27 protein-coding genes are annotated in these 25818 nt (G+C 62.3%); 17 read left to right on the top strand and 10 right to left on the bottom strand.

The features are described 5' to 3' along the window. Window positions 1-3: 3 nt before the first annotated feature. On the bottom strand, window positions 4-1887 hold the full coding sequence (locus tag ACQ66M_RS06875; RefSeq protein WP_430402719.1) for an alkyl/aryl-sulfatase: 1884 nt from the start codon (window positions 1885-1887) through the stop codon (window positions 4-6). A gap of 269 nt (window positions 1888-2156) precedes the next feature. On the opposite strand from ACQ66M_RS06875, the gene ACQ66M_RS06870 reads away from it, so the two are divergent. Further along, window positions 2157-2915 (top strand): YebC/PmpR family DNA-binding transcriptional regulator, encoded by a 759-nt coding sequence (locus tag ACQ66M_RS06870; RefSeq protein ID WP_350173013.1) that lies wholly within the window; start codon window positions 2157-2159, stop codon window positions 2913-2915. Here ACQ66M_RS06870 and ACQ66M_RS06865 read toward each other — a convergent pair. Both ACQ66M_RS06865 and ACQ66M_RS06860 read right to left on the bottom strand, forming a co-directional pair. Then, window positions 2912-3823 (bottom strand): hydroxymethylglutaryl-CoA lyase, encoded by a 912-nt coding sequence (locus ACQ66M_RS06865; RefSeq protein ID WP_350173011.1) that lies wholly within the window; start codon window positions 3821-3823, stop codon window positions 2912-2914. The two genes, ACQ66M_RS06870 and ACQ66M_RS06865, sit on opposite strands and share 4 nt — an antisense overlap. An 18-nt stretch (window positions 3824-3841) precedes the next feature. Beyond that, the gene (locus ACQ66M_RS06860) at window positions 3842-4672 is read right to left on the bottom strand and encodes an enoyl-CoA hydratase (protein ID WP_430402717.1); all 831 of its coding nucleotides are present in this window, start codon (window positions 4670-4672) and stop codon (window positions 3842-3844) included. Window positions 4673-4801: 129 nt separating this feature from the next. On the opposite strand from ACQ66M_RS06860, the gene hisI reads away from it, so the two are divergent. The 3 genes from hisI to ACQ66M_RS06845 are packed head-to-tail and all read left to right on the top strand — an operon-like array spanning window position 4802 to window position 6921. Next, entirely contained in the window at window positions 4802-5203 is a 402-nt protein-coding gene (gene hisI / locus ACQ66M_RS06855) for a phosphoribosyl-AMP cyclohydrolase (RefSeq protein WP_350173007.1), read from the top strand. A 35-nt stretch (window positions 5204-5238) separates the two neighbouring features. Continuing rightward, a complete protein-coding gene (locus ACQ66M_RS06850; RefSeq protein ID WP_350173005.1) occupies window positions 5239-6132 on the top strand; it encodes an N-acyl homoserine lactonase family protein in 894 nt (297 codons plus the stop codon). Window positions 6133-6153: 21 nt separating this feature from the next. Continuing rightward, entirely contained in the window at window positions 6154-6921 is a 768-nt protein-coding gene (locus tag ACQ66M_RS06845) for an endonuclease/exonuclease/phosphatase family protein (RefSeq protein ID WP_430402715.1), read from the top strand. A gap of 4 nt (window positions 6922-6925) precedes the next feature. Here ACQ66M_RS06845 and ACQ66M_RS06840 read toward each other — a convergent pair whose 3' ends face one another. Then, complete coding sequence (locus ACQ66M_RS06840; protein ID WP_430402713.1) at window positions 6926-8626, bottom strand: acyl-CoA dehydrogenase family protein; 1701 nt, start codon at window positions 8624-8626, stop codon at window positions 6926-6928. A 94-nt stretch (window positions 8627-8720) separates the two neighbouring features. After that, window positions 8721-9533, bottom strand: coding sequence for an SDR family NAD(P)-dependent oxidoreductase (locus ACQ66M_RS06835; protein ID WP_430402711.1), 813 nt, complete (start codon window positions 9531-9533; stop codon window positions 8721-8723). Window positions 9534-9724: 191 nt separating this feature from the next. Here ACQ66M_RS06835 and ACQ66M_RS06830 point away from each other — a divergent pair, with 191 nt between their 5' ends. Then, complete coding sequence (locus tag ACQ66M_RS06830) at window positions 9725-12223, top strand: TonB-dependent receptor plug domain-containing protein (RefSeq protein ID WP_430402709.1); 2499 nt, start codon at window positions 9725-9727, stop codon at window positions 12221-12223. Between the two features lie 85 nt (window positions 12224-12308). Here ACQ66M_RS06830 and ACQ66M_RS06825 read toward each other — a convergent pair whose 3' ends face one another. The 3 genes from ACQ66M_RS06825 to ACQ66M_RS06815 all read right to left on the bottom strand — a co-directional run bounded on the left by ACQ66M_RS06825 (window position 12309) and on the right by ACQ66M_RS06815 (window position 15666). After that, the gene (locus ACQ66M_RS06825; protein ID WP_430402707.1) at window positions 12309-13265 is read right to left on the bottom strand and encodes a cyclase family protein; all 957 of its coding nucleotides are present in this window, start codon (window positions 13263-13265) and stop codon (window positions 12309-12311) included. A gap of 64 nt (window positions 13266-13329) precedes the next feature. Further along, window positions 13330-14277 (bottom strand): glutathione S-transferase, encoded by a 948-nt coding sequence (locus tag ACQ66M_RS06820; protein ID WP_430402705.1) that lies wholly within the window; start codon window positions 14275-14277, stop codon window positions 13330-13332. Window positions 14278-14355: 78 nt separating this feature from the next. After that, window positions 14356-15666: an O-acetylhomoserine aminocarboxypropyltransferase gene (locus tag ACQ66M_RS06815; RefSeq protein WP_430402703.1), complete on the bottom strand. Its 1311-nt coding sequence runs from the start codon at window positions 15664-15666 to the stop codon at window positions 14356-14358. Between the two features lie 146 nt (window positions 15667-15812). On the opposite strand from ACQ66M_RS06815, the gene ACQ66M_RS06810 reads away from it, so the two are divergent. Genes ACQ66M_RS06810 through ACQ66M_RS06795 form a run of 4 tightly spaced genes read left to right on the top strand, consistent with a single transcriptional unit; the run spans window position 15813 to window position 18134 of the window. Continuing rightward, window positions 15813-16697 carry a methylated-DNA--[protein]-cysteine S-methyltransferase gene (locus ACQ66M_RS06810; RefSeq protein WP_430402701.1) on the top strand — a complete coding sequence of 295 codons (885 nt, stop codon included), beginning with the start codon at window positions 15813-15815 and terminating at the stop codon, window positions 16695-16697. Window positions 16698-16753: 56 nt separating this feature from the next. Next, window positions 16754-17212, top strand: a complete 459-nt coding sequence (locus tag ACQ66M_RS06805; RefSeq protein ID WP_430402700.1) for a hypothetical protein — start codon at window positions 16754-16756, stop codon at window positions 17210-17212. Between the two features lie 2 nt (window positions 17213-17214). Further along, on the top strand, window positions 17215-17682 hold the full coding sequence (locus ACQ66M_RS06800) for a VOC family protein (protein ID WP_350174130.1): 468 nt from the start codon (window positions 17215-17217) through the stop codon (window positions 17680-17682). 59 nt (window positions 17683-17741) lie between these two features. After that, window positions 17742-18134: an MAPEG family protein gene (locus ACQ66M_RS06795; RefSeq protein WP_350172987.1), complete on the top strand. Its 393-nt coding sequence runs from the start codon at window positions 17742-17744 to the stop codon at window positions 18132-18134. Here ACQ66M_RS06795 and ACQ66M_RS06790 read toward each other — a convergent pair. Both ACQ66M_RS06790 and ACQ66M_RS06785 read right to left on the bottom strand, forming a co-directional pair. Next, window positions 18131-18652 carry a phosphoribosyltransferase gene (locus tag ACQ66M_RS06790; RefSeq protein WP_350174128.1) on the bottom strand — a complete coding sequence of 174 codons (522 nt, stop codon included), beginning with the start codon at window positions 18650-18652 and terminating at the stop codon, window positions 18131-18133. The genes ACQ66M_RS06795 and ACQ66M_RS06790 overlap by 4 nt on opposite strands. A gap of 5 nt (window positions 18653-18657) precedes the next feature. Then, a complete protein-coding gene (locus ACQ66M_RS06785) occupies window positions 18658-19389 on the bottom strand; it encodes an MJ0042-type zinc finger domain-containing protein (protein ID WP_430402698.1) in 732 nt (243 codons plus the stop codon). Window positions 19390-19452: 63 nt separating this feature from the next. On the opposite strand from ACQ66M_RS06785, the gene ACQ66M_RS06780 reads away from it, so the two are divergent. The 8 genes from ACQ66M_RS06780 (at window position 19453) to ACQ66M_RS06745 (ending at window position 25722) form a co-directional block, all read left to right on the top strand. Next, a complete protein-coding gene (locus ACQ66M_RS06780; protein WP_350172983.1) occupies window positions 19453-20202 on the top strand; it encodes a cell division ATP-binding protein FtsE in 750 nt (249 codons plus the stop codon). Between the two features lie 3 nt (window positions 20203-20205). Then, window positions 20206-21075 carry a cell division protein FtsX gene (locus ACQ66M_RS06775; RefSeq protein WP_430402696.1) on the top strand — a complete coding sequence of 290 codons (870 nt, stop codon included), beginning with the start codon at window positions 20206-20208 and terminating at the stop codon, window positions 21073-21075. Next, window positions 21072-21662, top strand: a complete 591-nt coding sequence (locus ACQ66M_RS06770) for a YdcF family protein (RefSeq protein WP_430402694.1) — start codon at window positions 21072-21074, stop codon at window positions 21660-21662. The genes ACQ66M_RS06775 and ACQ66M_RS06770 overlap by 4 nt, the downstream gene beginning before the upstream one ends. A 21-nt stretch (window positions 21663-21683) precedes the next feature. Beyond that, complete coding sequence (locus ACQ66M_RS06765) at window positions 21684-22445, top strand: lysophospholipid acyltransferase family protein (protein ID WP_430402692.1); 762 nt, start codon at window positions 21684-21686, stop codon at window positions 22443-22445. Next, entirely contained in the window at window positions 22442-23488 is a 1047-nt protein-coding gene (locus tag ACQ66M_RS06760; protein ID WP_430402690.1) for a DUF2125 domain-containing protein, read from the top strand. Before ACQ66M_RS06765 ends, ACQ66M_RS06760 begins: the two co-directional genes overlap by 4 nt. Continuing rightward, on the top strand, window positions 23485-24126 hold the full coding sequence (locus tag ACQ66M_RS06755) for a DNA-3-methyladenine glycosylase family protein (protein ID WP_430402688.1): 642 nt from the start codon (window positions 23485-23487) through the stop codon (window positions 24124-24126). The genes ACQ66M_RS06760 and ACQ66M_RS06755 overlap by 4 nt, the downstream gene beginning before the upstream one ends. A gap of 140 nt (window positions 24127-24266) precedes the next feature. After that, complete coding sequence (locus ACQ66M_RS06750; protein WP_350172971.1) at window positions 24267-24830, top strand: HNH endonuclease; 564 nt, start codon at window positions 24267-24269, stop codon at window positions 24828-24830. Between the two features lie 76 nt (window positions 24831-24906). Continuing rightward, entirely contained in the window at window positions 24907-25722 is an 816-nt protein-coding gene (locus ACQ66M_RS06745; protein ID WP_350172969.1) for a UDP-2,3-diacylglucosamine diphosphatase, read from the top strand. The last annotated feature ends 96 nt before the right edge of the window (window positions 25723-25818 follow it).

The raw sequence follows: 25818 nt of genomic DNA, 5'->3' as shown, positions 1-25818 counted from the left end.
CAGTCAGGGTGTCACGACCGGGAACCAGAAGTCGGGCCGGTCGAGGGTACCGAACAAGGCGGCGAGCATTGCCGGGTTGCCACTCACACTGGCTGCGCCGGACTGCAGCTGTTCCGGCAGCGTGGTCCGGCCGAGCAGGACGAGGTCAAACACGGAGCGGTGCAGCGTCAGCGTGACGGCGGCCTCGGCGCTGCTCCCCTTGCGCGGCACGAGGACAGACTTGCCCACATGCAGTGTCACAGTCTCGTCGCGGTCAGGAAAGACGAGGTTCACCGCAAAGGGTTCGCCCGTCATCTTGGCCGGATTGAAGCGGGCGGCCAGGGAATCCATGAGGTCGATCGAGCTCACCGCGCGCAGGAATTCCGGATTGCCGAGCTGCGGGTTTCCGAGGCTCGGGATGCCGTTGCGCAGCTCGCTGGCGCCGACGAGATAATAGCTGCGCCAGGCGCCGCTCTCGGCCTGGAAGCCGAGCTGTTCATAGGTGGCGGCGAGCCAGTTGCGGGCCGCTTCATTGTCCGGGTCGGCGAAGACCACATGGTTGAACACCTCCGCCGCCCAGCGGAAATCGCCCGCCTCGAATGCCTCGGCCCCGAGCGCCAGCGTGGCGTCAGCCCCGCCCATCGCGTCGACATAGCGGACCGCCGTTACGGCGTGCGGCAAGGCGTTATAGCCTGCCGGAACCCCGCCCCACCAGCCGAAATAATACTGGTAGACCGCTTTGGCATTGTGATTGAGCGTGCCGTAATAGCCGCGCGTATTGAAGGCATCGGCTTCGCTCTCGAAGGCCGGTTCCTCAACCGCTTCTGCCGCTTCGAACATGGTGGCCCCGGCATTGGCATTGCGCAGGGTCTGGTCGTGGACATAACGATAGATGTCGCGCTGCTGGGTCAGCAGGCTCTCGACATTCTCCTGTCCCCAGGTCGGCCAGTGGTGCGAGGCGAAAACGACATCGGACCTGTCGCCATAGGTTTCCAGCACATGGTCAATGGCCCTTGTCCAGCCGAGCGCATCGCGCACCTTGGCGCCGCGTGGGGTGAGCAGGTTGTGAAAGGTCGCAGTGACGACTTCTGCCGTGCAGAGCGCCCGGCGTTCGGGCAGGTAAAACATGAATTCGGCAGGTGCCTCTGTTCCGGCGGCATCAATGAACTCGATGGTGACGCCATCGACGACACGCTGGGTGCCGCGCCCTGAAATCTCCTCGGTTGGCGCGATCAGGCTGATCGTGCCCTGGGGCAGGCCGGGGCCAAGGCCGGATCCGACATGTGCGGCCGGGCCGCGCGCTATCGTGTTGCCGAACATGAACGTCGACCGGCGGCTCATCTGGTTGCCGGCGATCAGGTTCTCACTGACGGCATGTTCGAGGAAGCCCACGGGCGCAAGGATCGGCACCTTGCGGGCGGCGGCATCCTCCTCGGTGATGACGCCGCGAGCCCCGCCAAAATGGTCGGCATGGCTGTGGGTGTAGAGAAGCCCCGTGACGGGGCGCTCGCCCAGCGTGTCATTGACCAGTTTCAGTGACGCGCTGGCCGTCTCGACACTGGTCAGGGGATCAACGATGATCCAGCCGGTCTTGCCCTCGATGACGCTCATCACAGAGAGATCATAACCGCGCACCTGCCAGATGCCGGGGGCGACCTCGAACAGGCCATGCTCGGCGGCAAGCCGTGACTGGCGCCAGAGCGAAGGGTTCACCGTATCGGGCGCCTCCCCCTTCAGGAAATCGAATTGCGGGATCGACCAGACGACGTCGCCATCTGCGTTGAGAATGGCGGGTGCATCGATAAACCCGATCCGGCCCCGGCCCGCGTCTTCCACATCGCTCTGCTCGTCCAGCGGCAGGCGGGCAGCCAGTGCAGCGTTCGCAGCGCGTGTTGCGTCGGTTGCCACGCCTGCGGTGGGCGGAGGCGGAACCATTGCGGCAGGGGTCGCTGCGGAAGCCGCAGAGTCTGAAACAGGCGCCTGGCCGGCGCAGGCGGACAGGAAAATAGCAGTCAGTGAAATCGCGCAGGCGCGCATTGTCGTCTCCTCCCAAGTGTTTTTCCCGATCTTGAGGATTTACCATGGTTCGGCAAGGCCTGCCGCCGGGGTGCTTGGAAGTCCGGCCATCCTGCGCTAAAGCGCACGCTTCACGTTTTTGACCCCCAAAAGAGGTTTTCATGGCCGGCCATAGTAAATGGGCAAATATCCAGCACCGCAAAGGTGCGCAGGACAAGAAGCGCGCCGTTCGGTTCGCGCGCCTGTCAAAAGAGATCACCATCGCGTCCAAGATGGGCGGCCCTGACCCGGACGGGAACCCACGCCTGCGTCTCGCCATCCAGAACGCCAAGGGCCAGTCGGTACCGAAGGACAATATCCAGCGCGCCATCGACAAGGGCCAGGGTGGCAGCGGCGAAGACTATGTCGATATCCGCTATGAAGGCTTCGGCCCCGGCGGCGTTGGCATCATTGTCGAGGCCTCGACCGACAACAAGAACCGCACGGCGACCGATGTGCGGACGGCTTTCTCCAAGAATGGCGGCAATTTGGGCGAAACGGGCTCTGTCTCGTTCAGTTTCGACCAGGTCGGCGAGATCGAATATGCGCTCAGCGTCGGCACGGAAGACGAGGTCATGGAAGCGGCCATTCTCGCAGGCGCCCAGGACGTGGAATCCGATGAGGAAAGTCACTGGATCTATACCGCGCGCGAAGACCTGCAATCGGTGGCCGATGCGCTGGCCGAGCATTTCGGCGCCGATGTGGAAGCCAAATCCACCAAGCTGATCTGGAAGCCGCAGAATAACATCCCGGTTGATGGCGATTGCGCCGACACGCTGATGAAGCTGCTCGATGTGCTGGATGAGCTTGATGATGTTCAGAACGTCTATGACAACTCCGAACTGTCGGACGAGGAAGCGGCGCGCCTCGGTGGTGCCTAGGCAGGCACTTTCGCCGGAGGGAACCCACCAGCCCGGCTGAGGGATGACGAGACCGGATGCTGGAGGACTTTCTCCAGCCAGTGCGCCGTTTCAATGAGCTTGCCGAGATCAAGGCCCGTGTCGAAACCGGCCCGCTCCAGCATGTAGACCACGTCTTCCGTCGCCACATTGCCCGTGGCTGCTGGCGCAAACGGACAGCCGCCAATGCCGCCGCAGCTCGCGTCGATGACATCGACACCTGCCTCTATGGCGGCGGCGACATTGGCAAGGGCTGCGCCCCGCGTATCGTGGAAATGCATGCGCAGGAACACATCGGGCGCTTCCATGCGGACCCGCTCGATGCGCGCGCGCACGTCCCAGGGCGTTGCCACGCCAATCGTGTCACCAAGCGCGAGTTCATTGACGCCCGCCCGCTGGGCCTGCGCGGCAAGGTTGCCGATGATGGCAATATCCACGTCACCGTCATAGGGATCGCCGAATGCGACGGAGATCGTCGCCGAAAGCGGGAGGCCCGCTTCCAGAACGAGCGGCGCACAATGCGCCAGCATGTCGGCGCTGTCCTGCGGGCTCATGCCCTGATTGCGCCTGCCGAAACCCTCGCCTGCAACGAGCACGAAATTGATCTCGTCCGCGTCGGCATCAATCGCCCGGCGCACGCCCTTTTCGTTGAGGGCCAGCGCGATATGCCGCGTCGGCCGCGACCGGTCGAGCCCCGCAAACACCGCAGCGGAATCAGCCATTTTCGGCACGGCCTTCGGGTTGACGAAGCTGCCGGATTCCATCCGCCGCACCCCGGCATCCTCCAGGCGGAAGATGAATTCCAGCTTCTGGTCGACCGTCAGGCTGGCCGGGTCGTTCTGCAATCCGTCGCGCGGGCCAACTTCTACGATATCAATGCGGCGTGTCATCGGTTCTGCCTGTTCTGTCTACTTGCCCTGGAAGGCCGGTGCGCGGCGCTCGACGAAACTTGCAACGCCTTCCCTGAAGTCGAATGTCGTGAAGCTGGCTGCCATTTCGGCATCTGCCTCAGCCAGGCTTTCAGTATAGGACTGGAAATAGGCCGCGCGGGCCTGCCGTTTCATGACGGCGACAGAACGCGGTGAAACCTGTGTCGCCAGGAAGGTTGCCAGTTCCTGCACGTGAGGCATCAGCTCAGCGGCAGGCAGTGACTTGTTGACGAGGCCCAGGTCTGAAGCTTCGTTGCCCTTGAACACACGGGCCGTGAACAAGAGGTCCAGGGCATTCGCCTCGCCGACAAGCCGGGGCAGCAGCCAGCCAATGCCGTGTTCGGCAACCAGACCGCGCTGGGCAAAGGCGGTCGTGAACTTTGCATCATTCGTGGTGAAACGCAGGTCGGTGAAAAGCGCGAAAATCAGGCCAATGCCGGCGCACGGGCCGTTGATTGCGGCGATGATGGGTTTTGGGCACGCATAGAGATAGCCGAACCGGCCATCGTAAATTTTCTCCAGGCCTGTGGGGGTAGGGCGCTCGACGCCAGCCGTTGCCGATTTCGTGCCAGCATCCGTGTCGCCCTGGATGTCCTGGAGATGGTTCATGTCAGCTCCGGCGCAAAAACCACGGCCGGCGCCTGTTATGACGATGCAGCGCACGTCCGCCTTGTCGCCTGCTGCGCGGATGGCCGATTCCAGTTCCGCCTGCATCACTGGAGTCCAGGCGTTCAGGCGCTCGGGCCGGTTGAGGGTCAGGGTCAGAACCCCGTCCTGCTGCGTCTCCAGAATTTGCGTATATGCAGCCATGCGGCGCCTCCTCCATATTGTTTCCGGCAGTCTAGACCCGTTTCACGCGAAATGTCAGCCGGATCAGGCGCGCCAATGGCATTGCGGTTCCGCTGGCGTGCCCGGCGGGCGTGCATTATGGAGGGAGCCATGACAGACTATTCTCCTCCCCTGACGGGCGCAGCCCAGGACGAAACGCTGGAACTGCGTCCGAAATTCAATGCAGACGGACTGGTTGCAGCCATCGCGCAGGATGCGGCGAGCGGCGAGGTGTTGATGCTGGCCTGGATGAATGCCGAGGCGCTCGGCGCGACGCTGGCGACGGGCCGGGCGACCTACTGGTCGCGCTCGCGCGGCGAATTGTGGGTCAAGGGTGAAACGTCCGGCCATACGCAGGATGTCGTCGAAGTGCGCGTGGATTGCGACCAGGACGCCGTGCTGCTGCGGGTGAGCCAGACAGGCGGAGCCTGCCATACGGGTCGCGGCAGCTGCTTCTATCGCGTCATCGGCCCGGAAGGACAGGCGCTATCGCTGGACGGAGATTCAGACTAGGCTTGCCCCAGAGACCATAATCCAGGGGGAAGACCATGCGCCTGACATATCTGATGATTGCGGCTTCGACGGCTGCGCTTATGGCGGCCTGTACGCCAGCGACCGATGCGCCCGCGCCGGACGCTGCACCTGCGACCGAGACCGAAGCGGAAACCGCAGAGGCCGAAAAACCGCTGCATGTCGCCGTGCTCGACTGCGGAACGATCAGGGTTTCCGACCTCGATATATTCTCCTCAGCCGGGGATTATGCGGGCCAGGCCGACACGCTCACCGACACCTGTTTCCTTGTTCATCATCCCAGGGGCCTTTTGCTCTGGGATATCGGCCTGCCGGGCATGCTGGTCGGCAATGGCGAGAACACCCAGGGCGTGTTCACCGTATCGCTGGAAAAGTCCGTCACCGACCAGATCGCCGACCTCGGCATCGCGCCGTCGGAAATCGACTATGTTGCGATCTCGCACAGCCATTTCGACCATATCGGGCAGATCGACCAGGTGCAGGGCGCGACCTGGCTGGTGAACCAGAAGGAAAAGGACGCGATGTTCCCGCCGGACGGCTCTGCGCCGGTTTCGGCAGACCTGGCGCCCACGTTCGCGATGTTCAGCCCGATGGAACAGCGGGTGATCGAAGACGAGCATGACGTGTTTGGCGATGGCTCGGTGGTGATCTTCCAGACGCCGGGCCACACGCCGGGCCATTCATCGCTGCAGCTGATGATGCCGGAAACCGGCCCGGTCCTGTTGACGGGTGATCTCTACCACCGCGCTGAAAGCCGGGAACTGAAACGCGTGCCGCGCTTCAATTTTGATGAGCCTCAAACGCTCGCCTCAATGGAGGCGTTCGAAGCACGCGCAGAACGCCTCGGCGCCAAGGTCATTATCCAGCATGAGCCTGCAGATATCGAGCCGCTCGGCGGCATGATCCGCTAGGCAGGAGGCGCCGGTCGGCACATGGCAGGGCGTATTGCTGTGCGGATTGGTACTTGGAATGTCGAATATGCTGACAGGTCGGCTACAAACAGGCGCCGCGGGCAAATCATGCGTGATCACCCTGCTGACATCTGGGTGCTGACTGAGACGCATGACGACTTGCATCCGGGTGAAGGGTTTGAGCCCGTTCATAGTGCGCAGAGGCCTTTCTACGGTAACAGGGTCAAGGAAGGTAGCCGATGGGTATCCATCTGGAGCCGATTCCCTATCCTTGAGCGTGTTATAGTGACTGGCGGAGACAGGGAGCGCACGGTCGCCGCGCTGATCGCAGCGCCTCCGGGCCCACTCATCGTTTACGGAACGGTCCTGCCATGGAACGGGGACATGGGGCGGCATGGCGAGAGTCCCGGGGCGTCGGGTTGGTCAGAGTTCTACCGCGTGGTGCCACAGCAGATCGAGGAATGGAAAGCGATCCGGGCTCGCCTGCCGGAGGCCGCACTTTGCGTTGCGGGCGACTTCAATACCGATATGGGGACAGGAGGCTATTATGGTACGCGCAAGGGGATCAAAATGCTGCTGGAAGGCTTGGCCGAGGTGTCGGCGTTCTGCGCCACCGGGCCAGATCGCCAGCACAATACGAGCTTGGAATACCCTCCTATCGATCACATAGCCCTCCCCTTGGCGTGGGCGGGAGCGACGCGCATCGCAGCAGCATGGGAGGGCAGGTCGGGCTCACCCCGCCTCAGTGACCATAGCGGCATAGTCGTCGAGACCGAAGGGGTGCCGTAGCGACCTAATTCCCGCCTTCTAGCAGGCGGCGGGCGATGACCATGGCTTGCACTTCGCCAGCGCCCTCGAAGATATTGAGGATGCGGGCATCGGCCAGCACGCGGCTGATCGGGTATTCGACGGCGAAGCCGTTGCCGCCATGGATCTGCAGGGCATTGTCGGCTGCGGCCCAGGCGACGCGTGCGGCGAGCAGCTTGGCCATGCCGGCTTCAAGGTCACACCGTTTGTCGGCATCCTTCTGGCGGGCCGAGAAATAGGTCAGCTGGCGCACGGCGATCAGTTCGGCGGCCATCATCACAAGCTTGTTTGACACGCGCGGGAAGCTGAAGATCGGGTGGCCGAACTGGTTGCGGTCCAACGCATATTGCAGGCCGATCTCGAACGCGTTCTGCGCCACACCGATGCCACGGGCGGCGGTCTGGATGCGGGCGCTTTCAAAGGTGGCCATTAGCTGCTTGAAGCCCTGGCCCTCAACGCCGCCGAGCAGGTTTTCGGATTTCACGCGGAAATCATCAAAGCCGATCTCGTATTCCTTCATGCCGCGATAGCCGATGACCTCGATCTCGCCGCCTGTCATGCCTTGCGCCGGGAAGGGGTTGGCATCATCGCCGCGCGGCTTTTCCGCGAGGAACATCGAGAGGCCGGAGAAATTGTTCGTGGCCGGATCGGTACGAGCAAGAACAGTCATCACGTCGGCGCGGACGGGGTGGGTAATCCATGTCTTGTTGCCGGTAATGGCGTATTCGCTGCCGTCTTCGGTTTTCACCGCCCGGGTGCGCAGGCTGCCGAGGTCGGAGCCGGTATTCGGCTCTGTGAACACGGCTGTCGGCAGGATTTCACCACTGGCAATCAGGGGCAGCCATTTCTGCTTCTGTTCGTCGGTGCCGCCAATCAGGATGAGCTCGGCGGCGATCTCGCTGCGCGTGCCGAGCGAGCCCGTGCCGATATAGCCGCGCGACAATTCCTCGGAGACAACGCACATGGCAATCTTGCCCATGCCGAAGCCGCCGAAATCTTCCGGAATGGTCAGTCCGAACACGCCAAGCTCGGCCATTTCGCTGACAACATCCATCGGGATGTAGTCATTTCGCATGTGCCAGCCATGGGCGTGCGGTTTGATCCTGTCGCTGGAGAATTTCGCGAACTGCTCGCGCACCATGCTCATGGTCTCGTCGAGTCCGGTTTCCTCGACCGTGTTGCGTGACAATGAGTCGGGCAGCATACGGGCGGCGGCAGCCATCGAGGCAGGCGTCTTGCCTTCGGTGATCAGGCGGTTGACTGCCGGATGCGCGAAGAGCGCATCGGTTTCGGCCAAAAGGCCCAGTTCATGCGGACGGATGGTTTCGCCCTGGTTCATCGGCACGCCGCCGACAAGCTGGGCGAAATACTCGCTGAACAGGATCTGAGAGAGCAGGGCTTCGATCTCGCCGAACTTGCCTTCTGCTTCGAGGCGTGCGGCCCATTCGGCTGACTGTCGCAGGGCCTCGAGATAGGTTGCGATCCAGGACAGGCCGTGCGCGACGTGCTGTTCGCGCTCCAGCGCCTTGCGGTCAGGACGTCCGTCTAGTGTCATCAGCCGCGTGCCTGCAACGCGAATGGCGGCCTCAACATAGGTTTCCAACGCCGAAACGGCGTCGGCCAATGTGGATACAAGCCCTGTCAGGACTGGGGATGTGTCGAGTGTTTCGCCTGCAGCGCCGTCCATAATTTCCTCCGCGATCTCTGGTCGTTTGGCTTAGTATAGTGCGCGGTGCCGAAGAGTCATGGAAAGATTGTGCGGTGCAACAACGCAGGTCGGGTCAGGCATCCATCCGTCGATAGCGTTTCGACTGGGCCCGAACCATGGCCCGGCCGAGGGGCTCTGGCAGTATGCGCGTCAGGCTGGCAATCATCTTGTTGGCACCGCCCGGCACAACGACTGGCTGGCCCTTGTTGACCGCGTCGATACCGGCTTTCACAACCGGTGCAGCCTGCATCCACATCCATTGCGGCATCTTGTTGGTATCCTCCCGTGTGCCGTTGACGTCGTGGAATTCGCTCCACGTGAAGCCGGGGCAAAGCGCGGTACAATGGATATCATCCTGCCCGGTCGCAGCGCATTCCGCATTCAGGCTTTCAGAAAACTTGATGAGCCCTGCCTTGACGCTCGCATAGAGCGTGTGTCCCGCGCTGCCCGCAGCATAGCCTGCCAGCGAGGCCACATTGATAATGCGGCCATAGCGCCGCTCGGCCATGCCCGGCAGCACCTTGTGAGCCAGTTCGATCGGCGCAGTATACAGGACACGCACGAACGCCGCCTGGTCTTTCCAGGCCGTGTTGAAGAACGTGCCCGGCAAGCCGTATCCGGCATTGTTGACCAGTGCGTCGGCATGCCGGCCCCTGTCCGCCAAAGTGGCCAGGATCTTGTCAACGGCGTTGGCGCGGGCGAGATCCTGCGCAATGGGAATAACTGCAATGCCATGGGCGGCCTCAAGCTCAGTTGCCAGGGCCTCAAGACGTTCGGTCCGGCGCGCGGTCAGGGCTAGATCCCAGCCAAGCGCCGCATACTGACGGGCGAACTCGGCGCCGATCCCTGCTGAAGCGCCCGTGATGAGGCAAAGTCGTCTGTTCATGATGAGGCCTTTCGCGTTGCCTTTAAGTCAGTGTCATAATTATCACATGCGCGGGACAAAAAGTGTCGCCTACTTGTGATTTTTCCACCGATGTCCACTCTTTATTCTGATTTTGAATGCCCATTCCGGATTATTCAAAATTGGACACCCAGCGTCGGGCGCCCATCGCAATCCAAAGGAGGATACTTACCGTGCAGTTCAAAACTGTCCTGCGGGCCGCTACAGCCGCTGTGGCCATCGCATCCATCGCCACACCCGCATTCGCTCAGGAAGAAGCCGCTCCTGAAAGTGATCGTACGCTTGAGACCGTCGTAACGCTCGGTACGCGCGTTGCCAACCGGTCGGCTCTCGACACCGCTGTTGCCGTTGACGTCGTGTCATCGGCCACACTCGAGAAAATCGGTATCGGAGAATTGAACCAGGCCCTGTCTGTTCAGCTCCCGTCCTTCAACTTTCCGCGCCCTGCCCTCAATGACGGTACGGACTCGGTCCGCCCGGCCACGCTTCGTGGCCTTGGCCCTGACCAGACGCTGGTTCTCGTCAACGGCAAGCGCCGCCACATGGCCTCGCTGGTCAACGTAAACGGATCAATCGGCCGCGGCACATCGGCCGTCGACCTCAATACGATCCCGACCTTTGCCGTCTCCGCCATCGAAGTGCTGCGTGATGGTGCTTCGGCCCAGTACGGGTCTGATGCCATCGCCGGCGTGATTAACGTCAACCTGCGCGAAGCTGCCGAAGGCGGCGCCGCAGAAGTCAGCTATGGCTGGCGCGAAACGGAGTACACTGTTCCCGTCGGCACGCCACCTGCCGGTGTCACCGTCCCCCCTGGCGGTGAGATTTCCCGCGAACGCTCGGACGGCCATGTTGTCACGCTGTCCGGCTGGAAAGGTTTCCAGCTCGGCCAGGATGGCTACCTGACCGTGACAGGCGAGTACAAGGACCAGCAGCATTCGGAACGCTCCGGCTTTGATGTGCGTCCCAACTACCCGGCGCTTCCGGGCGGCGGTGTCGATCCACGCGAAGCGGTGATCAACCGTTTCAATGCATGGACCGGCGAACCGGAACTTGAACAGGTCACTCTGTTCGGCAACGCAGGCTACAATCTTGAAAACGGCGTCGAGCTTTATGGCTGGGCCAGCTACCAGGACCGCGACACGACATCGGCCGGCTTCTATCGCCGTGCACTGGATGCCCGTAACGTCGTCGAAATCTACCCGAACGGCTTCCTGCCACTGATCTCGCCTGAGACAACCGATGCGTCGCTCGCTGGTGGTGCCCGGTTTGAACTGGCCGGATGGGACATGGATACATCCGTGGTCTACGGCTCAAACGAGATGCAGTTCACGATCGAGAACACGCTCAACCGTTCGATCGGCCCATCGTCCAAGACATCGTTCGATGCCGGCGGCTTCAAGTACAGCCAGGTCGTCGCCAACCTGTCGGCCGTCAAGGGCTTTGCAGTTGAAGGACTTGCCTCCGATCTCAACGTCGCCTGGGGGCTCGAAGCCCGCCAGGAAATGTATGAGATCAATGCAGGCGAACCTGACAGCTATCGCAATGGCGGGGTTCTGCTGAATGGCGGCCCGACGGCTTCGGGCGCACAGGTGTTCCCGGGCTTCCGTCCGGCCAACGAAGTTGACGAAGACCGTACCGCTGTCGGTGCCTATGTTGACCTCGAAGCCAATGTGACAGACGCGTTTCTCGTGTCGGGTGCCGTGCGTGTGGAATCCTATTCCGACTTCGGCGAAACGATCACCGGAAAACTGGCCGCCCGCTATGACTTCAACGACATGTTCGCCCTGCGTGGCTCTGTCCAGAACGGCTTCCGTGCGCCGTCCCTGCAGCAGCAATACTTTGCGACAACGTCGACGAACTTCATCAATGGCGTCCCGTTCGACATCACGACCTTCCCGGTTACGGACCCGGTTGCCCAGGCCCTGGGTGCTGAGGACCTTGATGCCGAGAACTCGGTCAACTACTCGATTGGTGCAGTCTTCCGGAATGGTCCGCTCAATGTGACGGTCGACGCCTATCGCATCGACGTGAACGACCGGATCGTGTTGTCGGAAAACCTGACATCACAGGATGTGCGTGACTTCCTTGAAGGCCAGGGCTTCCTTGGCTCGGGCGGTGGTCGCTTCTTCCTCAATGGTGTGGATACTGAGACGACAGGTGTCGACATCGTGGCGAACTATGCCTTCCCTGAAACAGATCTTGGCAAGTTCGATGCGTCGGTCGGTGCAAACTTCAACAAGACGGACGTGACAGCCGTGCCGGATGTCCCGCAACTCACGGCCCTGCCATCGAACCCGGTCCTGTTCGGCCGCGTCAATGTGCTGACCTTTGAAGAGGGAACACCGAAAGACAAGCTGACGGCCTCACTCGGCTGGGAACGTGGCCCATTCGGCGCAACGGTTCGCGCGATCCGTTATGGCGAAGTGCTCGTGCCTAGCTCGAACCCTGCCAATGACTATACGATCGACCCAAACACGCTCCTCGATATTGAGGGCCGTTACACCTGGAACGAGCGTGTGACCCTCTCCGTCGGCGCGGACAATGTGTTCGACGAGTATGGTGACCCGGCGCCGCTTGCCCAGAACGGCACCGGCAACACGCCATTCTCCGGCTACATCCCGTACGGCAGCTCCGGCCGCTTCGTATACGGCAAGGCCAGCGTGAAGTTCTAGACGCTTCAGGCTCTCAGCCCACAGATAAACGCCGCCCCCGAAAGAGGGCGGCGTTTTTCATTTGACCGCGAAAGATGAAATGCGCCTAGCGGATGGCGACTGGATTGATGATTGCCTGGACCGTGCCTTCAAGGCGCGGGGCGCCCAGCGTGAAGAAGAATTCGGTCACGCCATCGGCGGCGAGCTCGTCCGTCACCATGTTTTCCAGAATATAGACGCCGTTCTTGGCCAGCATTGTGAGATGCCCGTCAAATGGCCGCGCCTCGTTCTCGAACGGGATGACCTCAACCGCCCATGTGTCAGACCCGATGGCGACAACACCAAGGTCTGCCAGGTGCTGGATGCCTTCGACGCCAATGCCGGGCTCGGGGAAGGTAAGTTCGGCCGCACCGGCCTGCGCTTTCATCGTGCCCGTGTAGAACAGTACGACGTCACCGGACTCAATGGTCACGCCTGCGCGCTCGGCTGCTGCCTCTATCTCGGCTGTGTTGAACGCTGTTCCCGGCGCAACCGGGTCGCCGTATGCCTTGGTCATGTCCAGCAACACGCCGCGTGTCGCGATAGGGGGTAACAGGTGGGTACTGAACTGTGTCAGGCCTGACGGGGTGACAAAATCAGCCACCGGCACACCATTATAGTACTGGTAGTCGATGCCCATATGGCCGAGCCCGTCGATCTGGCTGCCGACGCCGAGCCACACCTCTACCTTGTCATCATTACCGGTGGCCTTGTTTTCGCTGAGCGGCGTGTCCGTCCCTTCCGGCACTTGAAGGATGCTTACATCATATTTGCGGTGACCGAACGCAGGCGTGTCCCGGCCCGTCACCATGCCGAGGGAATAGGTCTTGCCCGTCGTCACCAGCCTTGCCGCAGCCGCCGTCTTTTCCGAACTGAGATTGTTCAGCGCGCCCAGGCGGTCGTCCGGGCCATACCTGGAAGGGTACCAGCTTTCGCTCGCACCGCTATCCGCAACAGTCTCTTCTGCCTGAGCTGACTGGCACGCGCTCAGCACCAACAGACTCGCAATTATCAAACGCCTCATTTTCCGTCCTCCCGTGACTGGTTTTTTGCCAGCCTATATTCGGGGGGGGCATGCGCAAGCCTTGTCAGGCCCGGCGGACAAGGAAACCGGCACGCGGGAAGTGAACATGGATGGTCTCGGCCTCCGGCGAGGTGCGTTGCAGGATCAGCCGCTGGGGGTCTGCGTGCACCAGTTCGCCTTCGACCCATACCTGACCGTAATCGTCGGGCGCGACCGCCACATCATCCCCCGGCGAAAAGCCCTGGGGTTCGTTCAGCGTCGTTGCTGACACAAGGCGCGGCGCTGCCGTTTTCCCGATGGCCAGTGCTTCGGCAGACGTGATGGTTTCAGGTTCCTGGCCTTCCGCTTCGGTGAGGCGATCATACCAGGCGCGCGTCAGCGGCGCCGATTCCAGGCACTCCTTCGCGAAATCCGGCACATTGGTCATCATGAACCAGGGGTTCATGTAGGCGTGAACATCGACCAGACCCGGCTTTGCGCCAACGAGATAGATGCCCGCCCCGGCGCCTTTGCCCGCCTGCAGGCGCTCTTCCAGCAGCATCAGCCGCGCCCGCCACTGGTCGCGCATCATGGGCGCGATACGCTTCATGGCATCGGTATCGAAGGGCCGGCCGGATAATTGTTCGCGGTCTTTCTTGAAGTCCTCGGGCACGCTGTCGGCCCGTTCGCCGAAGATTACGGCCACCGATGACTGGAACCAGCGCGCGTCGGTCCATCCGGCCACCATCTGGGAAAGGCCCTCATGGCCCGACGTGCGCAATGATACCGTGGCAAAACGGGATTCCAGCTCGCGCAGGATGATCGCCGTATCGCAGTAGATGTCCGCCCCGATCTGCATTACCGGCGTGCGGCGATATCCGCCGGTCAACGGCATCAGGTCCGGCCGGGGCATGATCACGGGAATCTCGACCCGCGAATAGGCGAGATTTTTTAGCTTCAGTGCCAGGCGCACCTTCTCCGCAAAGGGAGACGTCGGATATTCGTGCAGGATAATGCTGCGGGCATCTGCCATGGGTGTGAACCCTCCCCTGTTGGCCAAGCGCCTACATTGCAGGCGTTCCGGCAAACAGGGAAGGACATTTTTGTGCGATCAGAGCGCAGCCAGCGCCTGGTCCAGATCTGCAATGATATCGGCAGCATCCTCGATGCCGACAGAGAGGCGGACCGTATCGGGCGCTGCGCCCGCCGCCGTTTTCTGCGCATCGGTCAGCTGGCTGTGCGTGGTCGATGCCGGGTGAATGATCAGCGAGCGCGTATCGCCGATATTGGCGAGGTGGCTGAACAGTTTCACACCCTCGACCAGCTTCACGCCGGCTTCATGTCCGCCTTTCAGGCCGAAAGTGAACACGGCGCCTGCGCCCTTCGGCATATAGGTCTGGGCGCGGTCATAATGCTTGTCGCCTTTCAGGCCCGCATACCGAACCCAGCTAACCTTGTCATGTCCGCTCAGGTGCTCGGCGACTTTGAGCGCGTTCGCACAATGGCGTTCCATACGCAAAGGCAGGGTCTCGCACCCGGTCATGATCAGGAAGGAGTTCATCGGCGAGATTGTCGGGCCCAGGTCGCGCAGCGAGAAGGCCCGCGCGGCGATGGCGAAGGCGATGTTCACATTCGATCCGTCCGGGCCGAGCGGCAGGGCACCGAAGGCTTCGCCGAACACCATGTCATTATAGAAGGATTGCGGGCTCGCCATGGTCGGGAATTTCGCCTTGCTGGCAAGCCAGTCGAAATTGCCGCCATCGACCACCATGCCGCCAATCGAGTTGCCATGACCGCCAATGAACTTGGTCAGGCTCTCCACGACAATGTTCGCGCCATGCTCCAGCGGGCGACAGAGATAGGGCGAGGCCATCGTGTTATCGACCATATAGGGAATGCCATGCCGCGCGGCGATCGCGGCGATCGCGGCGAGGTCCGTGACCAACCCGCCCGGATTGGCGAGGCTCTCGGTAAAGATCACACGGGTGTTATCATCGACGGCGGCGTCAAATCCCGCCACGTCGTCAATATCGACGAATTTGACCTCCCAGCCGAATTTCTTGAACGCGTGCGAGAGCTGGTTGATCGAGCCGCCATAGAGCTGGCGCGCAGCAACAATATTTGCGCCCGGTTCCATCAGCACATGGAAAGCCAGCAATTGCGCGCCATGGCCCGAGGCAGCGGCGACACCCATCGTGCCGCCCTCCAGGTTCGCGATCCGGGCTTCCAGCGCGCCCGTGGTCGGGTTGCCGAGGCGGGTATAGATGTTGCCGAACTCCTGGAGCGCGAACAGGTTGGCTGCATGTTCGGCATCGCGGAATACGAAGCTGGTTGTCTGGTGGATGGGTTGTGCGCGCGATCCGGTCACCGGATCCGGGGCGCTACCTGCATGGATGGCGCGCGTGGAAAATCCCTGTGTCATTCGTGTCTCCCTTTTTCAGTCTTGTCCGCTCCCTTGTAGCGCCAGACGTCTGGCTGCACAGGCCTTTCGCCTAAAAGATCGGTTCAGCTGCACTGGCCGCAAGAAACGGGTGGAAGCGGCCCGCCCCTGAAGGCAAACTGCCTCTCATGACACGGATGATTGCTCCCCTTGATGAACGCGCCCGGGCCTATGACCGGATGGCGCACGCCCTCAACCACCTTGGCGACACCTGGCGCGATTGGCCCGACCTTGCCAGTGTGGCCGCGGCGATGAACCTGTCGCCCAGCCATTTCCAGCGTGAATTCACGCGCTGGGCCGGCATCAGTCCGAAACAGTTCCAGGCCGCTCTGGCTCATGGCGAGGCGGGCGAGTTGCTGCGCGATGGCGCGAGCGTGCTGGACGCTGCTCTGGAGACCGGCCTCTCCGGCCCCGGCCGCCTGCATGACCTGTTCATTGCCCATGAGGGCCTGACACCGGGTGAGGCAAAGGCGGGCGGGGCAGGGGCAGACCTCATACTCGGCAAGGCGCCGACACCCTTCGGCATGGGCGCATGGCTGATTGGCCAGCGAGGCCTCGTGGGGCTCGGATTCATTGATGAAGGCGCGCCCAAGCGCACGGGGTTCGAATATCAGGGCGTGGGTGAAGCGCAGGCCTTTGCTGATCTGATCGCGCGCTATCCAGATGCCGACATTTGCCGGGATGATGCGGTTGCCGAACGCTTCGCGCGCAGGGTGTTCGAATCCGGCGAGCCCATGCCTGTGGCGCTCTATGGCACGCCGTTCCGGCGGCAGGTCTGGCGCGCCCTGCTTGAAATTCCGGCGGGAACGACCCAAACCTATGGCCAGTTGGCGAGGGCGGCCGGCAATCCAAACGCGGCGCGCGCGGTCGGCGCTGCGGTCGGTGCCAATCCCATCAGCTGGTTCATTCCCTGCCACCGGGCCCTTGCAGCCGACGGTCGTCTCCATAACTATCACTGGGGTGTGGCGCGAAAGCGTGCCATGCTGACCTTTGAACGCGCCCATGCTGCCTGAACCGGCTGCCAGGGCAGTCGGCCACGCGCCGCATATCCGGGCCTGCCAGTTTTTCCATGCTGCCAATGATCCTGCTTTTTATTGCCCTGCTCGCCTGGGGGCTGCATCTCGCATGGCGCTGGAAATCCGCCCGCGATTTCGCCCCTGAAGTGCTCGCTGCGCGCCAGGAGACAGGTGAGATTCCTGCCGATGTAACGGATGCCGAATTCACCGATCTCTACCTGCGCAGCGAGGGGCCGCGGGCGGCGACCTATTTCTTCGCCTGCGCCACAATTGTATCAGTCCTGGTCGCGCCTTTCGTGGCCGCCTTCAACATGGTCTGGACGGCCCTCTGGCGCGCATCCGGCGCCTCGCCGGTTTTCGAGATCGGCACGCTGATCCACACATTCTCCGTCTTCCTCGCCATCATGGGCTTCATGATCCTGCTGCTGGCAGTTGCCATGCGGCGCTATTACGCCCTGATGCCGCCCAATCTCAAACAGGTCCTGCGCGATCTCAATGGAGGCCTCTCATGAGCATCGAATTTCTTCACACGATGGTGCGCGTCACCGATGTCGACGCGTCGCTGAAATTCTATTGTGACGGGCTGGGGCTGGAACAGGTTCGCCGCGTCGACAATGACAAGGGCCGGTTCACGTTGGTTTTTCTCGCCTCTCCTGCTGACGTGAAACGCCTCGGCGGTGTGCCGGACAACGCCAATCCCACGCAGCTCAACATTCCGATGATCGAACTCACCCACAACTGGGATCCGGAAGTCTATCAGGGCGGCCGCAATTTCGGTCACCTGGCCTATATGGTCGATGATATCTACGCGGCGGTAGAACGCCTCGCCGCACAGGGCGTGACCATTAACCGGCCCCCACGCGACGGCCATATGGCCTTCGTCCGCTCACCGGACGGCATTTCCGTCGAACTTCTGCAAAAGGGCGAGCGCAAGGCGCCCAAGGAGCCGTGGGCCAGCGCCGGTAACATCGGCGCCTGGTAGAAATTCCGTGCAGAATGCATGAACTGCGCTAAGTCTTTTCAAAATCGGGAGGACTATCCATGACGGCATTTGCGGCTGCGACACTCTATTTCGGCCTGTTCGGCCTTCTCATGCTGGCATTGAAGATCAATGTTGGGCGGGTGCGCGGGAAGGAAAAGGTCATGTTTGGCGACGGCGCCAACGAGGCCATGCAACGCGCGATCCGCGTTCAGGGAAATGCGGTCGAGGATGTGCCGATCGTGCTCATTGGAATTGCAGGTCTGGCGGCCCTGTCAGCGCCGGTCATGCTGATCCATGCCCTCGGCGGCAGCTTCCTTGCCGGCCGCATCCTCCACGCGATCGGTCTGGGCGGCTCGTCCGGGTCCAGCTTTGGCCGTATGGTCGGAACGCTGGTCACGCTCATCGTGCAGCTGGTGACGGCCGGCGCCTGTATCTGGTTCGCGCTAACCTAGTCCAAAGCGCCGATATAGGGCAGGCCGCGATACTTGCCCGCATCGTCCATGCCATAGCCGACAAGATAGCGGCCCGGCGAATCGAAGGCGCAGAAGTCGACACCATCCTCGCCGCGCGGGGCCCAGGGCTTCTGCGTCAGTGCGCAGGTAACCACTTCGCGTGCGCCTTTTGACAGGAGGTGCGTTTTGGCAAAGGCCAGTGTGCGGCCCGTGTCGAACACATCATCAAGCAACAGGACGCCGCGCCCTTCGACAGAGCGGCCAAGGTCTGCGCGCACGACAACGCGGCCGGAACTCTCGCGGGCATCGCGATAGCTCTCGAGCCAGATTACATCCAGCACCGGGTGCACGTCTCGCCGGGCCAGTGCCTTCATCAGGTCCGAGGTGAAGGGTGTCGCCCCGATCAGGATCGACACGGCCGACCAGTCGCCCTGCAGGCGCGGGGCCAGCGTGTCGGCAAGTGCCTCGATGCGCCGCATCAGCTCGTCTTCAGGGACGAGGACTTCAATTTTCGGCATGTCGTTCATTCAGCAGGGCTCTCGGTGTCCGGATCGGCCATATCCGGCCCGATCGTGTCGGTTTCAGCGGCGGGTTCGGATTCTGGCGCGGGGGGTACATCTGCCTTGTCGACGAAAGACAGCTCGATCTCGAAGCTTTCCATTGGCGCCTGTTCCAGCACGATCCTGAACGTCCCGGTCTCGCCGGCGTCCAGCGCCGCAGGTGTGATTGACCCGAATTTCAGCGCGACTTCCTTGCCGCGCTCATCCATCAGGCTCACGCGGACGGCTGGCGTGTCAACCGTGCTGCGGGCTACGTTCACTGCCTTGCCGGTAACGGTAACAACGGGAATCGTGTCATTGAATGTGCGGCTGCGTTCGATATTCTCGAATTCGAGGCCGAAACGGTTCACCGAAAAGCCGATACGCTTGTAGGCCGTCGCTGATTCCGGCCAGAATTTCACAACATCATTGCGGAAAATGATTGCGGCCAGGCCCAGCGTGAAGAAAAGCGCTGCAGTGACGATCCAGGACACCATGGCGGCAAACCGGCTCTTGCGCCGGCGTTGCTCGCGCACCCGTTCCCTGTAGATTTCATGGGCGGCCGGCGCTGCGGCATGCTCGTCTCCAGCGATGCCTTCCGGGCGTACAAACCAGCTATGTCCGCAGGTCGCGCACTTCACAGTTCGCCCGCTTTCACCGATTGTTGAGTCATCGGCGAAATACTGGGTCTCACATGAGGGACAGGTGAGGATCATGACTTGGTCTTTCCCGCAATTCGCCCCATTAAATCAATAGCCTGAGCTGCCAGGCAGGAGCCCATGACCTATCCACGACACGATCTCTTTGACGATGTCGCCGTTCGCCTCGATTCGGTATCGCTCCGCTATGATACCTCAGAGGACATATTTAGCGAGATTGATCTTGTGCTGAAACCCGGCTCATTCAGCTTCCTGACCGGTGCGTCGGGCGCTGGCAAGACAAGTCTGCTGAAACTGCTCTATCTGGCACTCAAACCCAGTCGCGGCGAGGTGTCGCTTTTCGGCCGCCCGACCAGCAATCTGACCCGCGACCAGCTGTCGGCCCTGCGCCGCCGGGTCGGTGTCGTGTTTCAGGAATTCCGTTTGCTCGAACACTTGTCTGCCTACGAGAATGTTGCCTTGCCGCTGCGTGTCCTCGGGCGGCGTGAGTCCGACTATCGCGCCGATGTCGAAGAATTGCTCGCCTGGGTCGGTCTTGGCCAGCGCCTGCATGCCAAACCGCCCACACTTTCCGGCGGCGAGCAGCAGCGCGTCGCCATTGCCCGCGCCGTGGTGACCCAGCCTGATATCCTGATCGCCGACGAACCGACCGGGAATGTCGATCCGGAAATGGGCACCCGCCTGATGCGGCTTTTCCTTGAGCTGAACAAACGGCGCCAGACAACCGTCATCATCGCCACGCATGATCTCGGGCTGGTCCGCCAGGTCGAGGCGCCGGTCTATCGCCTCAGCAACCGTCTGCTTGTCCAGGATGTCGAATTTGGTGGCGAAGCCGCACGCCGCCGCACAGATCCAGGTCTGGAGGGCTAGCGTATGGCAAAGGAAACCCCGCTTCTCCCGGTCGAGGACGTGCGCGAAGCCGCGCTGTTCTTCGTCGTCGGCGCGCTCTGCTTCCTTGCCGCCCTTGCCGCACTGTCGGCCAAATCCACCTACGGCGCCGCCAAGAGCTGGACGGCCGAAGTGCAGGGCGAACTGACCGTCAGCCTGCCCGATGTCGACCGCCGCGGTGCCGACGAAGCCAGCGCGCTGATTGCGAAGATTGAGGGCGTGCGCGAAACGCGTGTCCTCAGCAAGGTCGAGATTGACGCGCTGCTTGAACCGAATTTCGGCAGCCGGGGCCTGCCCGACAGCCTGCCTTTGCCGCAGCTGATCGCCGTCGAGGCCGACCCTGAAATGCCGGATATGGGCCCGACAATCGCGCGCCATCTGACCGAGGCTGGCATTGCCAGCGCCGTTGACGAGCATGCCGACTGGGCCGGGGATGTGCGTCGCGTCCTCGCCGTGGCCCGCCTCACGGCACTCATCGCTGTCGCGCTGCTCGCGTCCACGGCAGTCGCGGTCATTGCTTTCGCCACGCATGCGGCGCTTCTGGCCCGCCGCGACATTGTTGATGTGCTGCACCTTGCCGGCGCGCGTGACCGCTTCATTGCCGGCCTGTTCGAGCGGCGCTTCTGGGTGCTCGGCCTGCGCGCAGGATCGGTCGGAGCCTTGATGGCGCTTGGCGCGGCCGCCCTGATGATTTTTACCGTTCAGGCCCACGGGTCTCGCGCGGGCCTGCTGCCTGAACTCAGCCTCGACTTTCTCGACCTCGTGATTCTCGTGACAACGCCGGTGATTGCGGGCATTGCTGCACGTCTGGCGGCCCGGATCACCGTGATCCGCGCCCTGAAAGGCATGATGTGAGCGTCGATCGATCCGTCTACGGGCGCCGTCTTGGCATTTTTCCGGCCCTGTTTTTCCTCTTGCTGGGGATCGTGGCGTTCGATTTCCTCATGTTTGCGCGCCGGGCAGCCGATTCTGTCCCTGCAGCGGCGCAGCAGGCTGACGCCATCGTGGCGTTGACCGGAGGTTCGGGCCTGCGCATTGCGGCCGGTGTCGGCCTGGTGACAGCGGGGCATGGCGAGCGCCTGCTGATCTCAGGGGTCAATCCGGATGTCAGCATTGATGATCTGGTCACGCTGGCTGGCGGCGCACCGGAAACCTATGCCTGTTGCGTTGATATCGGGTACCGGGCCGAAACCACGATCGGTAACGCGGAGGAGACCGCCGCCTGGGCCTATGAGCACGGCTATGCGCGGCTGATCATCGTCACATCCGACTATCACATGCCGCGCAGCCTTATCCTGCTGCAGCGGGCCATGCCGGATATCGAGCTGCAGCCCCACCCTGTCCGCACTGTGGTCGACCCGTCGGCGATTCTGCGTGACGGCAAGTCGTTTCAGGGCGTACTGACAGAATGGGCAAAGTGGCGGGTGACGGCTCTCGGTTGAGCGGCTAAACGTGCAGCCTCAATGATGCAGCTGCGCTCCCTCCTCTTTGTGGCCTACCTGTACGGCCTGATGGCCGTCATGGGCACATTCTTCATTATTACCCTGGTTTTGCCACGACGCGTGATCATGCAGGGCATCAAGGCCTACACAAGGGGCATTCGCTGGGGCATGAAGGCCATTTGCGGCATCGAGACTGAGCTGAGGGGGCTGGAAAACCTGCCCGACGGCCCGTTCATCTATGCCGGCAAGCACCAGTGCATGTTCGACATTTTCGTGCCCTTCCTCGTGACCTCCGATCCGGTGATCGTCATGAAGCGGGAATTGCTCTCGTATCCCTATCTCGGCTGGTATGCCCTGAAGAGCGAGATGATCCCGATCGACCGGGCAGGCACGACAAAAACCCTGCGCGCCATGGTGGCCGCTGCCAGGGAGCGCGTGGCCCAGGGCCGTCAGGTCGTCATCTTCCCGGAAGGGACCCGCACCACGCCCGGCGATGCGCCGCGTTATCACGCCGCTGGCATTGTCGGCCTCTACAAGGCGCTGGACGTGCCGGTTGTACCAGTAGCAACCAATGCCGGTCTGTGCTGGCCCGCACACGGAACGCGGCGACGGTCCGGCCGTATCGTCTACGAATTCCTGCCTCCCATCGAGGCGGGCCTCGACCGGAGAACCTTGATGCAACGCCTTGAAACGGACATGGAAGCGTCCGTTGATGTGCTTGTCCGGGAAGGCCTCGCCGTCCAGGGACGCACCCATTTGAGACAGGACCCGCAGACCACATGACCAATTACTGGAATGATCCCGGCCTCGTGAAGCCGCTGGCCGAGCGCCGGCGGTCCCGTTTCTGGCTGTTTGCGCCCTTCCTCCTGCTGATTGCCGTGATTGTGGCCTATTCGGCCTACTGGATTTATGCGCGCGCCGAGCTTGAGCGGGGCGTGGATGAATGGGTCGCGGCAGAACGTGCGCGCGGCGCCATTGTGGACTACGAATCGCGAGGCATTGGCGGCTATCCCTTCCGCTTCGAACTCGACGTGACAGCGCCGCGCTACCAGCCGCCCAATGCGGCCAGCTGGGAGGGCGAAAGGCTACAGCTCGTGATGCAGCCCTGGAACTGGAACCATGTCATTGCACGTGCGCCCGGCCGCAGCGTCCTGACCGACCGGATGGGCATCCGCCACACCGCTGAACTCGATGAAAAGTCGGCGGGCAGCGTGTCATGGAACGCGGACGGCATTCACCGCGCGGCGCTCGAACTGAATGATGTGTCGGCCCTGATCGAAGGCCAGGCCTATAGCGCCCGCGATTTCTCGCTGAACCTCGCTCCCAGCCCGGACACCCGCGACAATCTCCTCATCGCCCTGCAATGGGATGCGCTGACCCTTGAGGCCGTGCCCGTCAGCGCGCCCTGGCTCGGCACGGAAATCCAGGAAAGCCGCCTGATCGGCGAAGTGGACAATTTCTATCCCGCATGGGTGCGCAGCGGCGGCCAGCCGGAACAGCTTGTCAGCGCGCTGCAACAGGAAGGCGGCGCTGTGGAGATCGGCCAGGTTCTCCTCAACTGGGGCCCGCTAAAATTTGGCGCAAAGGGCCGCGTGGCGGTCGAGAACGGCCTCGCGAACGGGTCATTCGGTGTGCGCATCGACGATCCGCAAGGCCTGAAGGACGCGCTCAAGGCGGCAGGTCACTGGCGCATGCAGGAACAGGCGGCCGTGGCGACGCTGGAAACGGCTTCCGCCAATGGCGGCTTCCTGACCTTCACCATCGACGACAACAAGCTGATGATCGGCACGGTCGTCCTCGCCGAACTGCCTGGCCCCGGTCTGTGACAGCACCGTCGCAGGCCCGGCTGAAGGCCGCCTGCGAAGCGATTGCCCGCGCAGACCCCGCCCTTGCCCGCGCCTATGAGCTGACCGGCCTGCCGGTCTGGCGGGCGGGAGAGCCGACCTATGCCATGCTGGCCCGCATGATCACCCACCAGCAGATATCGCTTGGTGCGGCCGCCTCCATCTGGACCCGTACCGAGGCGCTACTCGGGTCTGTGACGCCCGAAGCCGTGCTGGCCGCGGATGCTGACGCCCTGCGGGCCTGCGGCCAGTCACGGCCCAAGGCCGGCCACCTGATCTCCATAGCCGAAGCCATCGTGACCGGCACACTGAACCTGCCGCGCGTGTGCAGCGCTCCGCTCGATGAAGCGCGCCGGGAACTGGTCTCGGTCAGGGGCATCGGCCCGTGGACTGCCGAATTGTTCCTGCTTTATGCGACCGGCGCGATGGACGCCTTCCCGGTCGGCGATGTCGGGCTGATGGAGGCCCATAAGCGCCTCTCTCCGGCTGAAACCCGTATGGAAATCAAGGCCTTCACCGCCCATGCAGAAGTGTGGCGGCCGTATCGGGGCGTCGCGGCCCACCTCTTGTGGGCCTGGCTGCACCTTGATCGCGGCGATGCGGCGCCCGCCCCGTCCTGACCCTGAACGGTTGCATTCGCCCGGCGCTGTCATAATCTCATGACAAGAATCGCCTAACAGACGGGCGAGCGTGCAAAGGAGTGCTGCCTTCAGCGGGTTCAAACAGGTCACCAGTCTTCTCGTGCCAGATGGGGGTCACCATGGCTGAGATCATCACCGCGCCGCCCAATGGACGGCCTGCCCTTGTTCTGAACGCCGACTTCAGGCCGCTCTCCTATTATCCACTTTCGCTGTGGCCCTGGCAGGAAGTGGTCAAGGCCGTCTTCCTCGATCGTGTCGATATCATCGCCGAATACGATTATGTCGTGCGCAGCCCCAGCACCGAATTCCGCCTGCCCAGCGTAATCGCTCTGCGCGATTTCGTGCACCAGGACCGCCCACCTGCCTTCACCCGCTTCAACGTCTTCCTGCGCGATGGTTTCCAGTGCGCCTATTGCGGCGCGCACGACAATCTCACGTTCGACCATGTCATTCCCCGCTCCAAGGGCGGGCGCACGACCTGGGAGAACATCGTGGCCGCCTGCAGCCCGTGTAACCTGCGCAAGGGCGGCAAGCTGCTCAAGCATTCCGATGTCCACCTGCAGCACAGACCGTTCCGGCCGAACAATTACCAGCTGCAGGAAATCGGTCGCAAGTTCCCGCCCCACCACCTCCACGACACATGGATGGATTATCTCTACTGGGACGTCGAACTGGAGAGCTGACGCCGCTGCGCGCGTCACAAATCTGCAGACTTTTCGTCACAAAAGCCTTTTGAAATCAGCGTATGGGCCAAATGTGATGACCCAGTCCAAGCCGAAATACCGCGCGATCTTCATCTCCGATGTCCACCTTGGCTCGCGCGGCAGCCAGGCCGAGGCGCTCTGCGCCTTCCTCAAGATGAACACGAGCGAGCATCTCTATCTCGTCGGCGACATCATCGACGGCTGGCGGCTGAAAAAGAAATGGTACTGGCCGCAGGCGCACACCAATGCCATCCGCCGCATCCTGACGGCCGCCAAGCGCGGCACGGACGTCACCTATATCATCGGCAACCATGACGAGTTCCTGCGCGCCTTCATGCATTTCCGCCTGAATTTCGGCGACATCCACGTCAAGAACCGCGCCGTCCACCAGGGCGAGGACGGCAAGCGCTATCTCGTCGTGCATGGCGACATGTTCGACGGCATGATGCGCGCCGACCGCAAATGGATCATGCACCTGGGCGACCACGCCTATAACCTCCTGCTCTGGATCAATACCAACTTGAACAGCGTGCGCCGCCTGCTCGGCCTGCCTTACTGGTCGCTCTCGGCGGCCCTGAAAAAGCGCACCAAGCGCGCCCTCAACTACATTCACAATTTCGAGGACCACGTTGCCGCCTATTGCCGCCGCAAGGGCTATGACGGCGCCATCTGCGGCCATATCCATGTCGCCGAAATGCGCGACATTGACGGCATCACCTACATGAATGACGGCGACTGGGTCGAAAGCTGCACAGCCCTTGTGGAACACCATGACGGCCGCTGGGAGCTCCTCGACTGCCGCCCGGACTCGGTCCGCACATCGGTGCCGGTGGTGAAAGCCGTCCCGGCCGCCGCCCTGGAACCGGCTTGACGGCCCTTGGCTGGCCGCAGTTCGGTTGCTAGCAGATCGTCAGGTGATCGGCGCGCGCCGATACAGCCCACTCGGGCCGTGCCACATTCGAGAGGA

The organism is Hyphomonas sp., from assembly GCF_965284475.1.
Lineage (GTDB): Bacteria > Pseudomonadota > Alphaproteobacteria > Caulobacterales > Hyphomonadaceae > Hyphomonas.
This window is presented reverse-complemented; position numbering and strand designations above follow the sequence as displayed.